Here is a 14,557-nt window from a genome sequence, read left to right on the forward strand (position 1 = left end):
TTCAGCGCCGACGACTACGTCGGCGCTTTCGCATCCGCAAAGCCCTCCCGCAGCGAACCGCTGCGTGGCAGGAATCGGCCCTGTCGCTCGCCTTGCGGTTTGCCGTCGGCATAGCTCAAGCGGCCGTTGACCCAAACACCGTCGATGCCCTGCGCCGCTCGCTGAGGGTCCTTGAAATCCGCCACGTCGCGCACGGTTTGCGGATTGAACAGCACCAGATCCGCCCAGTAGCCCTCGCGAATAAGGCCGCGCTCGTGCAGGGCGAAGCGCGCGGCCGACAGCCCGGTCATTTTGTGTACGGCGGTGTGCAACGCAAACAGCCCCTTGTCGCGGCTGAAATGCCCGAGCACCCTCGGGAACGCGCCCCACAGGCGCGGATGGGGAAACGGGTCTTCCGGAAGGCCATCGGAGCCGATCATCGCCAGAGGGTGAGACATGATGCGCTCGACATCGCTTTCATCCATGCCGTAGTACACCGCACCCGCAGGCTGCAACGTGCGTGCGGCGTCCAGCAATGACAGCCCCCAGTCGGCGGCAATGTCCTGCAGATCCCTGCCACCCTGATCCGGGTGCGGCGTAGACCAGGTGATGGTGATGCGAAATGCGTCAGTGACCTGTTTGAGGTCCAGCGTCGAAGAGCTGGCCGCATAGGGATAGCAGTCGCAACCTACCGGATGGTCCTGCGCGGCTTTTTCCAGGGCTGCCAGCAGTTGCGGGCTGCGTCCCCAGTTGCCGGCACCAGCGCATTTCATGTGCGAGATGATGACCGGTGAGCGCGCATGGCGGCCTATATCGAATGCTTCCGCCATGGCCTCCAGCACCGGCTCGAACTCGCTGCGCAGGTGGGTGGTGTAAATCGCGCCGAACGCGCTGAGCTCTTCCGCCAGTTGTTTGACCTCGCTGGTTTCGGCCGAAAACGCCGAGGCGTAGGCAAGGCCGGTCGACAACCCTAGCGCGCCCGCTTCCAGGCTGTTACGCAACTGCTCGCGCATGGCGGCAATTTCTTCCGGGCTGGCGCTGCGCAACAAGTCATCCATGTGGTTGCTGCGCAAGGCGGTATGGCCGATCAGGGCCGCCACGTTCACCGCTGGCCTGGCGTTTTCAACCGCTGCGCGGTAGTCGGTGAAACGTGGATAGATGAACGCAGCGGCGTCGCCCAGCAGGTTCATCGGGTCGGGCGGATTGCCGCTCAGCGAGACCGGCGACGCGCTGATCCCGCAGTTGCCGACGATGACGGTCGTTACGCCCTGGGTGATTTTCGGCAGCATGTCGGGTTTGCGGATCACCACCGTATCGTCGTGGGTGTGGACATCGATAAACCCTGGGGCCAGCACGCGACCGGCCGCATCGACTTCTTCCCGGGCTTTGCCGTCGGTCAGACTGCCGATGCGCTGAATGCGCCCGTCGCTGATCGCCACATCGGCGCGTACCCCCGGTGTGTCACTGCCGTCGATGACCAGTGCGTCGCGAATGATCAGGTCATAAAGCATGGTTCAGTCTCCCAGCGGCAGGCCATCTTCGCCGCCACGGTATTCATCCAGCGCAAGCTTGATCCGGCGCAGCCGCTCCTGGTTGTCTTCAGGGCTCGACAGCGCCAGTTCAGTGGCCAGCACATCGATGGTCAGCAGCATGCCGTAACGCGCTGCGGTGGGTTTATAGATGAAATTGGTTTCAGCAATCTGTAACGGCAGCACGACCTCGGCCAGTTGTGCCAGCGGTGAGTCAGGCAGGGTGATGGCCAGCACGCGGGCACCGTAGCTGCGCGCCAGGGTCACGGCGTCGAGCAGCTCCGGTGTGCGCCCGCTGAGCGAGCAGACAATCAGACTGTGTTGCGGGCCAAGCGTAGCGGCGACCATGCGCATCATCACCGGGTCGCGGCAGGCGGCTACCGGGTAACCCAGGCGCACCAGCCGGGTTTGCAGCTCCTCGCTGCACAGGCTGGAGCAACCGCCCATGCCGAATGTGTGAATCATGCGTGCATCGGTGACACAGGCGATGGCGGCGGCAAAGCGTTTTGCATCGAAGCCTGCCAGGTGCTGGCGCAGGGTGGCTTCGATGTCGTCGACAATCCGGGCGAAAAAGGCCGACTGCTCCGGCGCCGGTTGCGGATGCAGAAAGCGGCTGCCGACGCCGCTGGCCTGAGCCAGTTGCAGGCGCAAGTCGCGCAAATCCCGGCAACCGATGCTGCGCGCGAAACGTGACAGCGTCGCACTGCTGACCTCGGCGCGGCTGGCCAGCTCATCCAGACTGGCACTGGCCGCGAAGGCGATATCGCTGAGCAACAGCCTGGCGATTCGGCCTTCTCCCGCACTGAAGGAATCCTGACGGGCACGTATCTGGTACAGAATGTCCACTCAAAGCACCTGCGCCAGGCCCAGCGTCAGGGCGAAAGCGACGACGGAAATCAGCGTCTCCAAGACCGTCCAGGTCTTGAACGTTTGCGCAACGGTCATGTTGAAATACTCCTTGATAAGCCAGAACCCACCGTCGTTGACGTGGGAAAAGATCACCGAGCCTGCACCCGTCGCCAGCACCAGCAGTTCGGGGTGTGGATAACCCAGCCCCATCGCCACAGGTGCAACGATGCCCGATGCCGTGGTCATCGCCACCGTCGCCGAGCCGGTGGCAACGCGCATCAGTGCCGCGAACAACCAGCCCATCAGCAGGGGCGACAGATGAAAGTCCTGCGCCAGGCCGACGATCTCATTGGTCACGCCGCTGTCGATCAGAATGCGGTTCAAGCCGCCACCGGCACCTACCAGCAACGTGATGCTGGCGGTCGGTGCCAGGCACTCGTTGGTGAATTTCAGGATCGAGTCGCGGTTGAAGCCCTGGGCGATGCCCAGCGTCCAGAAGCTCAGCAGGGTGGCCAGCAGCAGGGCAATCACCGAGTTACCGATGAACAGCAGAAAGCTGTTGAACGCGCTACCCGGTGTACTGATCAGGTTGGCCCAGCCACCCAGCAGCATCAGCACCACCGGCAGCAGAATCGTGGCCATGGTCAGGCCGAAGCTGGGCAGCTTCTGGCGTGGCTCGCGGTCGAGAAACTGCTTGGCCAAAGGGTTTTCAGCCGGCAGGTGGATGCGCGGGACAATGAATTTGGCATACACCGGACCGGCGATGATCGCCGTGGGGATGCCGATCAGGATGGCGTAGAACAGCGTTTGTCCTACCGACGCCTGATACGCCTGCACCGCGAGCATCGCAGCAGGGTGCGGCGGCACCAGCGCATGCACCACCGAAAGACCGGCGACCATCGGCAGGCCGACCATCAGAATCGACACCCCGACACGGCGCGCTACGGTAAAGGCAATCGGCACCAGCAGCACAAAGCCGACTTCGAAAAACAGTGGCAAGCCCACCAGAAACGCAATGCAGACCATGGCCCAGTGCGCGTTACGTTCGCCAAAGCGATCGATCAGGGTGCGCGCCACCTGCTCGGCGCCGCCAGACTCGGCCATCATCTTGCCGAGCATGGTGCCCAGCGCCACGACCAGCGCGATATGCCCCAGCGTTTTGCCAACCCCCGCTTCATAAGAGGCGACCACGCCACTGGCCGGCATTCCCGCAACCAGTGCCAGACCGACCGAAACAAGCGTGATGACGATAAACGGATTGAGGCGGTAACGCGCGATCAGCACGATCAAGGCGATGATGGCGACAGCGGCGTAGACCAATAGCGAAATACCGGGTGACGGCGACATAGCGACGGTTCCTTGCAAAGTGGGTAGGCGAGGGCGCAACACCAACAGCTGGAGCTGTCAGCCTGAAGGCGACTCGGGAGTACTCGGCAGGGATGACGCAATAAGGTGGAGCAGGGGCGTTTCAGGGCGATCACAGGTATTCATTGTTTTTATCTCTGTTTTCGTGATGAAAATAAATTACACGAAAATGAAATACAAACAAATATATGAAAATAATTTTCTTTTTTGGGTCGTGCCTCGCTAATGGGAGAGAGGCGCTGAGGCGCGGCCTACCGCTGCGTCAGCAATTGCTCCGCATAGCGCGCAACGACATGGCCGAAAGCAATAGAGGTATTAGCGGTGCCCGAGCGCAGGCTGTCTACAAGGTTAGCGAGTTCCGCATCGCTGGCGCTGGATATGAACTGTTCATCGAACACACCCGTGATGGCCTCCTGACGTCTTTCGGTCAGATACGCGATATCGAGTGCGAGCTTTTCGATCATCGTCGTGGCGGGAAGGTCGGTGTGGGATGTGCTCTGGATTTTCCCTGTCAGCAAGTAACGGAAGCGCTGTTCGCAATCGTCCTCTGTCGGAGAGATGTGCAGGTCTTCATCGAACCAGTTGCCCTTGTAGTGGCCGCAGTGCAACGGGCTTCCTGGTGTGGTCTCGCGCAGGCAGGACGCATGAAGATTGCTGAACTCCAGTGCCAATGGCAGATAATGATCCTGCGGTCTGAAATGTTCGATGTGACTGCTATCAAGTTCTATTTCCCTGCCGCAATAGCAGCATGAGAAGTTCTGCTCTTGCAGCAGGCGATCATGCAGGTCGCGTTTTTGCGGGTTCTGCAAGGTTGGATAAGTGGGCGTCCAGTCTTCGTTTGCACTGGCTTTCCATTCGGTGAATGACGCAGGCTCAGTTCCTTTGATGATGCGTCTCATCGTCCAATGATCTCCTTGCGTTTGAGTAGCGCCTCGGCACCCGCGAACTCTGGTAGATCGGGCGCCTTCTTCTTCAGTGCATCAAGCTGCGACCTGGCTTTTTCAAGCTCGTTGTTTTCCAGAGTGCTGAATAGCTGATCGAGCAACTCTTCAATTTCAGGCTCACGCTGAGGCACGCCCATGACTTCTTCCAGAATGCTGCTGGAGTCCAGGCCGTAGGTTGCTCTTGGGTGAGAGCCGTCATGGTTATTCAGCAGGATGACCTCGCCCGGTTGCAGGCTGCCGATGACCTGTGGCGAGTGGCTGGCAGCGATGAACTGAATGCTGGGAAATGCTTTTTTCAGCGCGGGTGCAATGGTGCGTTGCCAGCCGGGGTGAAGGTGGATGTCCAGTTCATCGATCACGATGATGCCGTTTGTCTTGCTTAGAACATCCTTCCCCATGTGCGGATTTAGCAGGCAGATACGGCGGGCAATATCGGCGAAGAGGGCGACCATTCCGCGTTGCCCGTCGCTCAGGTCGTTGAACGGGGTTTTTCGGTCATCAATGTCCACCATCAGCCCCCGCATTTCCATGTCGTACTCTATGCCCTTGGACTCCGGCAGTGCGCACTGGATAGCTGAATTGATCCAGGTGAGTTCGTCGGTGAGAATGCCAGGGAAACCCGTTCTGGCCAGTCTTTGAAAGCGCTCCAGTGTCTTGCCGATGAACCAGGTCTCGAAGTTTTTCAAGTTGGAAGCGGCATCGAACCAAGAGGTGTAGGCATCCAGTCTTGATGGTTTGCTCTGTGCAGCATGCTCAGCGGTTACACTCATCGTCAGCCAGCGTCGATTGGCTTGATAGACGGCGAATACAGGCAAATCCCCGTGAGTAGCGCCGTCGATGCTGATCAGATTTTCCGAAAATACGAGACTGTTCAGCGCGCTAAAATTTGTCTGAAGACTGCTGCGTTCTAGCGATACGTGCCATTCCTGATGCTCAAACGCGCCACCTTGGGCAGTCAACACAAGAGGATAGCTGCGCTCAAAACGAATCCTGTCTTCGAACTTTACTAACTCGAACCGAACATCGGACTCGGCTATCGATGGTTGATGGACGCCAATGCTTCCAAGTAGATTCCCGAAGCATCCCGCCACCCCCAGCAATAACGACGTCTTCCCACTGCCATTAACCCCCACCACCAGATTGAACCCAGGCTGGAAGTCGAAATGAGCATCTTCGTAGCAACGAAAATTCTGCAGGTGGAGGCGGTCGAGGCGCATGTCGGTTTCCTTTACCAGAACTGGCGGATGCGCCAGTGTACCTTGGCTAACCCTATGCGCCATCGCCCTATGTGTGACTAAACCTGCGACCCCAGCGGCTGCAACCTTGCCAACCTCAACGCCACACCAAGGGCGATCAGCAGCAACACGCCTATAAACACCCCGATACCGTTCCAGCCTGCGTAGTGCCAGAACACGCCGCCGCCGGTGCCGGCCACGCTCGAACCTGCGTAGTAACAGAACAGGTACAGGGACGCGGCCTGGCCTCTGGCGGTGGTGGCCCTGCGTCCGACCCAACTGCTGGCCACTGAATGTGCGCCGAAGAAGCCGAAGGTGAAGATCAGCACACCGACGATCACCAGTGGCAGTGGGGTGAACAGGGTCAGCAGCAGGCCGGCCAGCATCATCACGATCACGGCCCAGAGCACCTGTCGGCGGCCTAGGCGGTCAGCCAGCGAGCCGATCTTTGCTGAACTGTAGATGCCCGACAGGTACACCACTGAAAACACACCGACCACGGCCTGGCTCAGGTTGTAGGGGGCGCTCAGAAAGCGGTAGGCGATGTAGTTGAACAGCGTAACGAATGCGCCCATCAGCAGAAAACCGGTCAGAAACAGCAGCGGCAGGCCTGCATCGCGAAACTGCACGACAAAGCCGTCGAGCAGACTGCGAGGGTGCAGCGAGCGCGGGCGGAAGTTGCGTGACGCCGGCAGGATCTTCCAGAACACCGCTGCGGCGATCAGCGCCAGCCCGCCGACCACCAGCATCGCCGCGTGCCAGCTGACATAATCGATCATCACCCCGACGATCAGCCTTCCGCTCATGCCACCGACGGCGCTGCCGCCGATATACAGCCCCATCGCCAGGCCCAGATGGGTGGGGTGGATCTCCTCGCTCAGGTAGGTCATCGCCACTGCCGCCAGGCCGCTCAACGAAAGACCTACAAGAGCTCGGGTAATCAGCACGCCCTCCCAGCTGGGCATCAAGGCGCTGGCGATGGTGAACAGCGAGGCACAGAACAGCGCCATGACCATCACCGGCTTGCGCCCCAGCCGATCGGATATCGGCCCGGTGATCAGCAGGCCGATGGCGAGCATTGCTGTGGCGACGGACAGGATCAGGCTGCTTTGTGCCGCAGTCAGGGAGAACTCGCTGGACAGCGTGGGCATCATCGGCTGAACGCAGTACAGCAGGGTAAAAGTCGAAAACCCGCCAGCGAACAGCGCCAGTGCAGTGCGTTTGAACAGTGGCGTGTTCTTCTCGATGTAGGTATCGCCCGGCAGTGTCGACGACTGTACGGACGAGGTGTTCAAGTCGGGGGTGGGCGGGGCAACGGCAGGGTTCACAAAGACCTCGGGGCACGGTTGAGCAGGCAATGAAAAAATCATATAGCTCGCTAATCATTCCATCCAATATATTGTTCGACCTGTTTGATATTTAAAACGACTTAATGGAGGCCGCATGGAATTGCGTCATCTGCGTTACTTCATCGCGGTTGCCGAGGAGCTGCATTTTGGCCGCGCAGCCCAGGCGCTGGGGATTTCGCAACCGCCGCTCAGCCAGCAGATTCAGACGCTGGAGCAGGAACTGGGCACGCGTCTTTTCGAACGCACCAACCGGCGTGTCGAGCTGAGCGAATCCGGGCGGCTGTTTCTCGACGAAGCACGGCTGGTGCTGGCACAGGTCGACAAGGCCACTGATGTTGCCCGGCGTGCGCAACTGGGTGAAATCGGCGAGCTGAAGATTGGCTTCACTTCGTCTGCGCCGTTTACGTCGAGCATCCCGCAGGCGATTTTTGCTTTCCGTCAGGCCTGCCCGGATGTGCACCTGACCCTGACCGAGATCACCAGTCAGGAAGTGGCGGCAGGTCTTGAGGACAAGACCATTCAGGTCGGCATCATGCGCCCGCTGGCATTGCCCGATTCACTGGTGGTGTTCGAATTGCTCAGTGAGCCGCTGGTGGCGATCATGCGTGCCGACCATCCGCTGGCGGCAGAAAGCGAGGAAGGGATCTACATGGCGGCACTGGCCGCCGAGCCGTTCGTGTTCTTCCCGCGCACTTATGGCAGCGGTATCTACGCGCAAGTCCTGAGCCTGGCGCGCGCGGCCGGGTTCAGCCCGCTGATCACCCAGGAAGCGGGCGAAGTGATGACCATCATCGGCCTGGTTGCAGCAGGCTTGGGCGTCACCGTACTGCCTGCGTCCTACCGGCGAATGCGCATCGACGGCGTGGTCTACCGCAACGTCCTCGACCCCGGCGCAACCAGCGCGGTGTGGCTGGTGCAACGCAAGGACGAACAATCGCCCATGGCCAAGGCGTTCACCGAGCTGTTAACGCGCAACGTAGGGTGATTCAAAGGCACGGATGATAGGACGCGGAGCGTCCAGAACGGCATGCGACGCGGAGCGTCGCACGATAGTTGAGATTCTGGCCGCAGGCCGTGGGAGCGAGCTTGCTCGCGATCTGCCGGGAACCGGCAGCAAGACCGGTGCATGCGGTGCAGAACTGTATTCCCACGCTGGAGCGTAGGGAACGATAGGTGTGTGGGCTGGCGCGTGAGGAACGACAGGCGGCTCAGAGAATACCCTTAGCCCCAACGCCTGAAGATCAGCGAGGTGTTCACGCCGCCAAACGCGAAGTTGTTGTTCATCACGTATTCGTTGCTCATGTGCCTGGGTTCGCCGACGATGTAGTCCAGTTCGCCGCACTGTGGGTCGATGTCGACCAGGTTGAGCGTATGGATATAGCGATCGCTGTTGAGCATTTCGATGCTGAACCATGATTCCAGCGCGCCGCACGCTCCCAGCGTGTGACCGAGAAAGCTTTTTTGCGAGCTAAGTGGCATGCGCGGGCCGAACAGGCTGCTGGTGGCCAGGGTCTCGGCGATGTCGCCTTGTTCGGTGGCGGTGCCGTGACCGTTGACGTAACCGATGGCGTCGGGCGACAGGTTGGCGTCTTCGAGGGCCAGCTCCATCGCGCGGCGCATGGTGGTCTGCTCGGGGCGAGTGCTGTGCGCGCCGTCGGCGTTGCTGCCGAAGCCGACTATTTCGGCGTAGATGCGCGCCCCCCGTGCCTGGGCATGCTCAAGCTCTTCAAGCACCAGCATGCCGCCGCCTTCACCGATCACCAGGCCGTCGCGCCCGCTGTCGTAGGGGCGTGGTGTGGTGTGGGGCGCGTCATTCTTCAGGCTGGTGGCGTACAGCGCGTCGAAGACCATGGCCTCGGTCGGGCACAGCTCTTCGGCCCCGCCCGCCAGCATCAGCGGCAGACGGCCGAACTTGATCGCCTCGTAGGCATAGCCGATGCCCTGACTGCCACTGGTGCAGGCGCTGGAGGTCGGAATCAGGCGTCCGGTCAGGCCGAAGAAGATACTGATGTTGGCGGCGGTGGTGTGCGGCATCATCCGCACATAGGAATTGGCGTTCAGGCCCACGGCCACCGAGTTGATCAGCATGTTGCCGAAGGCCTTGATCTCGTCGGTGCTGCCGGTGGACGAACCGCAGGCCGTGCCCATGCGCCCATCGCGAATGATCGGGTCATTCAGCAGCCCGGCGTCGATCAGGGCCTGCTCGGCAGCCGCCACGGCCAGCCGTGACACGCGGCCCATGCTGCGCAGTTGCTTGCGCGTCCAGTGCCCCGGCACGGCGAAATCGTCGATGGGACCGGCCAGGCGGGTATTGAGCTCGGCAAACCGGTTCCACTCGTCCATCCGGCGAATGCCGCTGCGATTGGCCGTGAAGCGTGCATCGATAGTCGGCCAGTCGCTGCCTACCGAGGTGATGCCGGACATGCCGGTCACTACCACACGCTTCATCAGCACAGTCCCCCGTTGACGGCCAGAACCTGACGAGTGATGTAGCTCGCTTCGGCCGACATCAGAAAATTCACCGCACCCGCCACTTCCTCGGGCGTGCCCATGCGTTGTGCCGGAATCATTTTCAGCAGTTCGTCCACCGGCACGTTCTCGTCGAGCATGGCGGTATCGATCAGCCCCGGCGCGACGCAGTTGACGGTGATCTTGCGCTTGCCCAGTTCGATAGCCAGGGCCTTGGCAGCACCGATCAGCCCTGCCTTGGAAGCGCTGTAATTGACCTGGCCGCGGTTGCCGATCAGCCCGGAAACCGAGGTGATGCAGACGATGCGCCCTGCTGCACGACGGCGAATCATCGGCATCGTCAACGGGTGCAGGACGTTATAGAAACCGTCCAGGTTGGTGCGCAGCACCTGATCCCAGTCATCGTCGCTGAGCGCCGGAAACGCGCCGTCGCGGGTCAGCCCGGCGTTGAGCACCACGCCGTAATAGGCGCCGTGCGTCTCCACGTCCTGTTCCAGAACGGCCTTGCAGGCGGCCCGGTCCGAGACATCGAATTGCAGCACGCGTGCCTGACGGCCCAGCGCAACGACTTCGGCCTGCACCGCTTCGGCTTCGCTGCGGCCGGTGCGGCAATGCAGGATCAGGTCGTATCCGGCCTGCGCCAGACGCAGGGCGATGGCGCGGCCAATGCCACGGCTGGAGCCGGTGACCAGTATCGATTCAGTCATGCCGGGGCTCCTTCAGCCAGGTAGTCAGCAGTATTGGGCGGGCAATATACATTGAGTCGGGCAAAAGCCTCGATACCCGGTCCGGTGAGGGTGCATTCGAACATGCCCATGCCGTTGTCGTCCTGCAGGGAACGCACGGCGTGAATGTGCAGTTCGCTGCCCAGCGGGAAGCGCGTCACGTTGCAGTCGAACTTGCGGCTGCCAAGCAGAAACCCCAGCTTGACCGCTTCGCCCTTGTTGCGCGCCTTGCAACCGGCATAGGCCGCGACGCTCTGCGCCATCAGCTCGATGCCCAGCCATGCCGGCAGACTGCCGTCGGCTTGATTGAACAGGCCGTCGGCGCGCACGGTCAGGCGGGTTCGAATCTGTTCTTCGTCAAAGCTCAGCACCTGATCGATGAGAATCATGTCGCCGGCATGGGGGATGAGTTCGGCGAGCGGCCACTCGGTCATGGGGCATCTCCGATAATCAGGCTGATGTTGTTGCCACCGAAGGCAAACGAATTGCTCATCATGTAACGAGCGTTTTCAGGTGTCAGGCGCGAGCCTGCATGTGTCCAGTGCAGCGCAGGCAAGAGCGGATCGGCCTCGCCGTCCCACAGGTGCGGGGGCAGGGCCTGTTCGGTATTCTGCGGCGCCAGGCTCAGCCAGCAAAACGCCGCTTCCAGCGCGCCTGCCGCGCCCAGGGTGTGGCCGCTGAGCGGTTTGGTCGACGAGCAGGGCACGCCGTTCGGAAATACCCCCTGCACGGCCAGGCTCTCCATCGCGTCGTTGTGCGGCGTGGCGGTGCCATGCAGGTTCAGATAACCGATCTGTTCCGCCTTGAGTCGGGCATTGCGCAACGCTTGCAGCATGGCATCGCGCGCACCACGCCCGGTGGGTTCGGGGGCCGAGATGTGGTGAGCGTCGCAGCTGGCACCTGCGCCCAGCAGGGCAATCGAGTGCCTGCTGTCGGCTTCACGAGTCATCAGGAACAGCGCGGCCGCCTCGCCGATATTGATCCCGTTGCGGTTGCTGGAGAACGGGTTGCAGAGCTGCGGCGACATGGCCTCGAGTGCCGAGAATCCCTGCAGGGTCAGCCTGCACAGGCTGTCGACGCCGCCGCACAGCACGGCATCGCACAGGCCCATGTCCAGCGCCCGACGCGCACTGAGCAACGCCCGCGAGCTGGACGTGCAGGCTGTCGAAATGACGTAGGCCGGGCCGCTCAATTGCAGCCAGGCGGCGAGAAAATTCGCCGGTGCGCCCAGTTCCTGTTGCCGATAATCGTAATCGTCGGGGAAGGTCCGCTCACGCAGCCAGACGGCCATGCTCTCGCTCGCTTCATCAATGCCCGAGGTGCTGGTGCCGATGATCACGCCAATCCGTCCGGCGCCGAAGCGGGTGATAGCCTGGCTGATGTCATCCTCGATCTGCAGGGCGGCAGCCAGCAGCAACTGGTTATTGCGGCTGTGATGCAAATGCACGGCAGCCGGAATGGGCGGCAGTGCGGATTTGACCGCGCCGACCGGCAACGCACGTTCCGGCACCCAGCCGCTTTCGAACACCATGCCCGAGCTGTCGCCTGCGAACAGCCTGCGCGACACCTCTTCACGGCTGTCGCCCAGCGAGCAGATCAGGCCCAGCGCGTTGAGATAGGCAGTCATGGCAGGCTCTCATTGTTCAGCGGTGTCACCTTGTAGCTCAGCCTGTCCTTGAGGCGGACAGTGAACGCGTTGGCCGATTGATATTCGACCAGCCAGCGGTCATCCAGACGACGCTGCATGCCCTGGCGGTAAGCCGTCGGGTAGCGACCATGCATTTCCAGGTCCGGGGTCATGGCGAACATCAGCGCAGCGAACAGCTCGCGGGCTTCGGGATTGGGCGGCAGCAAACCATCGGCCTGCCATTTTCCGTCGATCAGCAACTGGCGCGCCTGGGGAATGCCCAGCGGGTCCATCATCGACCAGCGCAATCCGCCTTTTTCACGCTGGATGATCAGCAACCAGTCCTGATGCTGATCGGCCTGGCGACGCTCGATGTGCAGCTGCATCGGCAATTGCAGGGTCGGTGCGCTGGTCGGCAGCGGGGCTTGTGCCGCACAGCCGCCGAGCAGCAGGAAGGCTAAAAACAGTACGCGAATCATGATGCTCCCACTTCCAGGGGTTTGCGGGCCACGACATTGACCAGCGTTTCCTCACGTTGCCCGAATGGCCTGGGCTTTTGCAGTTTCAAGACTTCGAGCAGGCCGAAGTCCCTGGCGCGGCTCCACCACAGGTAAGGGTACGAAACATTCTGTGCATCGAACTCGAAACCCTGGTCGCGGATCATCTGCAGATACTGCGCCGCGCTTTTCTGAACGTGCATCGGGTGGCGGAACAGCCAGCGAATCACCCAGGTGTCGATGTACGCCTCGGTCGACTCGGCGAACAGCAGATAGCCGCCCGGTTTGAGTACGCGGTAAAACTCGGCCAGCGCCTGTTGCTGATCGACCAGATGATGGAAAGTCTGGTGGCAGAACAGCAGATCGACGCTGGCGTCAGGCACTTGCAGGGCTGCGCAGTCGCTGCCGATCAGTTCGACCTCTACGCCTCTGGCCCGCGCCTCTTCACGACTCATGTCGAGGCTGTGCGGGTCGGCGTCGACACCGATGAGCCTGGAGGGCTGAAAAACCTTGTTCAGGTGCTGGAACGAGCGGCCTTGCCCGCACCCGGCGTCGAGCAACACCGGCGCAACCGGCGGCGCGCTGGCGAACAGGCTGCGCAAGTCGTCTATCGCCACGCGCAGCACGCGGTACTGCCAGATGTTGCTGCGCAGGAACCACAGGCCGAAGCGGGTTTCCTCGACATAACTGTCACTCAGGAACGGTCGATTCATGAGCCACTGCCCGCGCAGATTTCCGAGAGCGTGCGCAGGCGGCGCTTTGGCTCGCTGACAAACGGATTGCGTTCGTCCCAGGCATAACCGGCCAGAATCGAGCTGATCATGCGGCGGATGTCCGGAGCGCTGCCGGGGTAGAAGATCACGTTCTGGAACGTACCGTCGTACCAGCCTTCGACATAGGCGCGAAAGGTGTCGACGCCACGTTTCAACGGCACCGCGAACTCGCTTTCCCAATCCACGTTTTCGCCCTGCAACTGCCGGCTCAGCACGCCAGCCGCCATGCTTGCCGAACGCATGGCGATGGTCACGCCCGAAGAAAACACCGGGTCGAGGAACTCCGCCGCATTGCCCAGCAGCGCAAAGCCCTTGCCGTGCAGGGTCTTGACGTTGGCCGAGTAGCCGCCGATGGTTCTCGCTGGCGTGTCCCAGACCGCGTTTTTCAGCACGCTGGCCAGTTGCGGTGTTTCAGCGATAAAGGTGCGCAGGCAGGCATCCAGATCCTCGGGCTTGTCCTTGAAGCGTTCAGCCGAGGCGACCACGCCTATCGAACAGCGGCCTTCGCTGAACGGAATCGACCAGAACCACACATCGCTGTGCTGCGGATGGATGCTGACGAGAATCTTGCGGCGGTCGAAGGGCGGGCTTTCGATGCGGTCTTGGATATGCGTGAACACCGCCTGGCGCACGGGGAAACCCGACGGCGCTTCCAGATCCAGCAAGCGCGGCAGCACGCGGCCATAACCGCTGGCGTCGAGCACGAAGCTGGCCTGCACGCTGTATTCGCTGCCGTCCTCGCGCCTCACACGCAAAACCGGCTGCGGGCCGTCGAAGTCGGCACTGACGATCTCTTCCTGATAGCGGATTTCCACGCCTTGCAGCGCGGCCTGGTCCGCGAGCAGTTTGTCGAACTCGCTGCGCTGCACCTGAAAGGTCGTCGGCCTGCCGTTGCTGAACGTATCGCCGAAGTCGAAATCGCTGTATTGCTCGCCACGCGCGAAGGCTGCGCCATTCTTGGGCTGGAAACCGGCGGCCTGCACTGCCTCCAGCATTCCGGCCTCTTCGACGAAGTCCAGGCAATGGCACAGCAGGCTTTCACCGATGGAGAAGCGCGGAAACAGCTGGCGCTCGATGATCAGCACGTCATGGCCCTGGCGTTTGAGCAGGGCAGCCGCTATTGAACCGGCCGGGCCGGCACCGATGACGACGACCTGACGAATTTCCCTATCAGTGATGGGCACAGGTATTCCTTTTCGGTTGGGCGGTGGCAGGG

At 61.5% G+C, this 14,557-nt stretch carries 14 protein-coding genes; 1 reads left to right on the forward strand and 13 read right to left on the reverse strand.

Annotation, left to right across the window (positions count from 1 at the left end):
• Positions 1-14 precede the first annotated feature (14 nt).
• From AC54XV_RS02085 to AC54XV_RS02110, 6 genes are all read right to left on the reverse strand, one after another.
• A complete protein-coding gene (locus AC54XV_RS02085) occupies positions 15-1,490 on the reverse strand; it encodes an N-acyl-D-amino-acid deacylase family protein (protein WP_003403021.1) in 1,476 nt (491 codons plus the stop codon).
• A gap of 3 nt (positions 1,491-1,493) precedes the next feature.
• Entirely contained in the window at positions 1,494-2,354 is an 861-nt protein-coding gene (locus AC54XV_RS02090; protein ID WP_024643143.1) for a MurR/RpiR family transcriptional regulator, read from the reverse strand.
• The gene (locus tag AC54XV_RS02095; protein ID WP_011266384.1) at positions 2,355-3,704 is read right to left on the reverse strand and encodes a GntP family permease; all 1,350 of its coding nucleotides are present in this window, start codon (positions 3,702-3,704) and stop codon (positions 2,355-2,357) included.
• A gap of 269 nt (positions 3,705-3,973) precedes the next feature.
• Positions 3,974-4,621 (reverse strand): retron system putative HNH endonuclease, encoded by a 648-nt coding sequence (locus AC54XV_RS02100; RefSeq protein ID WP_058398656.1) that lies wholly within the window; start codon positions 4,619-4,621, stop codon positions 3,974-3,976.
• On the reverse strand, positions 4,618-5,883 hold the full coding sequence (locus tag AC54XV_RS02105) for an AAA family ATPase (RefSeq protein WP_032620174.1): 1,266 nt from the start codon (positions 5,881-5,883) through the stop codon (positions 4,618-4,620). The genes AC54XV_RS02100 and AC54XV_RS02105 overlap by 4 nt, the downstream gene beginning before the upstream one ends.
• Positions 5,884-5,960: 77 nt before the next feature.
• The gene (locus AC54XV_RS02110) at positions 5,961-7,229 is read right to left on the reverse strand and encodes an MFS transporter (protein WP_011266387.1); all 1,269 of its coding nucleotides are present in this window, start codon (positions 7,227-7,229) and stop codon (positions 5,961-5,963) included.
• Positions 7,230-7,344: 115 nt separating this feature from the next.
• Between AC54XV_RS02110 and AC54XV_RS02115 the strand changes: the two genes are divergently transcribed.
• A complete protein-coding gene (locus AC54XV_RS02115; RefSeq protein ID WP_003402997.1) occupies positions 7,345-8,235 on the forward strand; it encodes a LysR family transcriptional regulator in 891 nt (296 codons plus the stop codon).
• A 236-nt stretch (positions 8,236-8,471) separates the two neighbouring features.
• Here AC54XV_RS02115 and AC54XV_RS02120 read toward each other — a convergent pair whose 3' ends face one another.
• Genes AC54XV_RS02120 through AC54XV_RS02150 form a run of 7 tightly spaced genes read right to left on the reverse strand, consistent with a single transcriptional unit; the run spans position 8,472 to position 14,525 of the window.
• Entirely contained in the window at positions 8,472-9,698 is a 1,227-nt protein-coding gene (locus AC54XV_RS02120; RefSeq protein WP_024660840.1) for a beta-ketoacyl-ACP synthase, read from the reverse strand.
• Entirely contained in the window at positions 9,698-10,426 is a 729-nt protein-coding gene (gene fabG, locus AC54XV_RS02125) for a 3-oxoacyl-ACP reductase FabG (RefSeq protein WP_024642358.1), read from the reverse strand. Before fabG ends, AC54XV_RS02120 begins: the two co-directional genes overlap by 1 nt.
• Complete coding sequence (locus AC54XV_RS02130; protein WP_003346295.1) at positions 10,423-10,878, reverse strand: hotdog family protein; 456 nt, start codon at positions 10,876-10,878, stop codon at positions 10,423-10,425. The genes fabG and AC54XV_RS02130 overlap by 4 nt, the downstream gene beginning before the upstream one ends.
• On the reverse strand, positions 10,875-12,071 hold the full coding sequence (locus tag AC54XV_RS02135) for a beta-ketoacyl-[acyl-carrier-protein] synthase family protein (RefSeq protein ID WP_024660839.1): 1,197 nt from the start codon (positions 12,069-12,071) through the stop codon (positions 10,875-10,877). The genes AC54XV_RS02130 and AC54XV_RS02135 overlap by 4 nt, the downstream gene beginning before the upstream one ends.
• The gene (locus AC54XV_RS02140; protein ID WP_024660838.1) at positions 12,068-12,550 is read right to left on the reverse strand and encodes a hypothetical protein; all 483 of its coding nucleotides are present in this window, start codon (positions 12,548-12,550) and stop codon (positions 12,068-12,070) included. The genes AC54XV_RS02135 and AC54XV_RS02140 overlap by 4 nt, the downstream gene beginning before the upstream one ends.
• Entirely contained in the window at positions 12,547-13,281 is a 735-nt protein-coding gene (locus tag AC54XV_RS02145; protein ID WP_024660837.1) for a class I SAM-dependent methyltransferase, read from the reverse strand. Before AC54XV_RS02145 ends, AC54XV_RS02140 begins: the two co-directional genes overlap by 4 nt.
• On the reverse strand, positions 13,278-14,525 hold the full coding sequence (locus AC54XV_RS02150) for an NAD(P)/FAD-dependent oxidoreductase (RefSeq protein WP_011266394.1): 1,248 nt from the start codon (positions 14,523-14,525) through the stop codon (positions 13,278-13,280). Before AC54XV_RS02150 ends, AC54XV_RS02145 begins: the two co-directional genes overlap by 4 nt.
• Positions 14,526-14,557 lie beyond the last annotated feature (32 nt).

This window comes from Pseudomonas fragariae (ex Marin et al. 2024) (genome assembly GCF_059621105.1).

Coding starts and splice junctions, on each gene's coding strand:
- AC54XV_RS02145 (WP_024660837.1), bottom strand. CDS start 13,281: ATGAATCGACCGTTCCTGAGTGACAGTTATGTCGAGGAAACCCGCTTC.
- fabG (WP_024642358.1), bottom strand. CDS start 10,426: ATGACTGAATCGATACTGGTCACCGGCTCCAGCCGTGGCATTGGCCGC.
- AC54XV_RS02130 (WP_003346295.1), bottom strand. CDS start 10,878: ATGACCGAGTGGCCGCTCGCCGAACTCATCCCCCATGCCGGCGACATG.
- AC54XV_RS02095 (WP_011266384.1), bottom strand. CDS start 3,704: ATGTCGCCGTCACCCGGTATTTCGCTATTGGTCTACGCCGCTGTCGCC.
- AC54XV_RS02105 (WP_032620174.1), bottom strand. CDS start 5,883: ATGCGCCTCGACCGCCTCCACCTGCAGAATTTTCGTTGCTACGAAGAT.
- AC54XV_RS02100 (WP_058398656.1), bottom strand. CDS start 4,621: ATGAGACGCATCATCAAAGGAACTGAGCCTGCGTCATTCACCGAATGG.
- AC54XV_RS02085 (WP_003403021.1), bottom strand. CDS start 1,490: ATGCTTTATGACCTGATCATTCGCGACGCACTGGTCATCGACGGCAGT.
- AC54XV_RS02120 (WP_024660840.1), bottom strand. CDS start 9,698: ATGAAGCGTGTGGTAGTGACCGGCATGTCCGGCATCACCTCGGTAGGC.
- AC54XV_RS02115 (WP_003402997.1), top strand. CDS start 7,345: ATGGAATTGCGTCATCTGCGTTACTTCATCGCGGTTGCCGAGGAGCTG.
- AC54XV_RS02135 (WP_024660839.1), bottom strand. CDS start 12,071: ATGACTGCCTATCTCAACGCGCTGGGCCTGATCTGCTCGCTGGGCGAC.
- AC54XV_RS02140 (WP_024660838.1), bottom strand. CDS start 12,550: ATGATTCGCGTACTGTTTTTAGCCTTCCTGCTGCTCGGCGGCTGTGCG.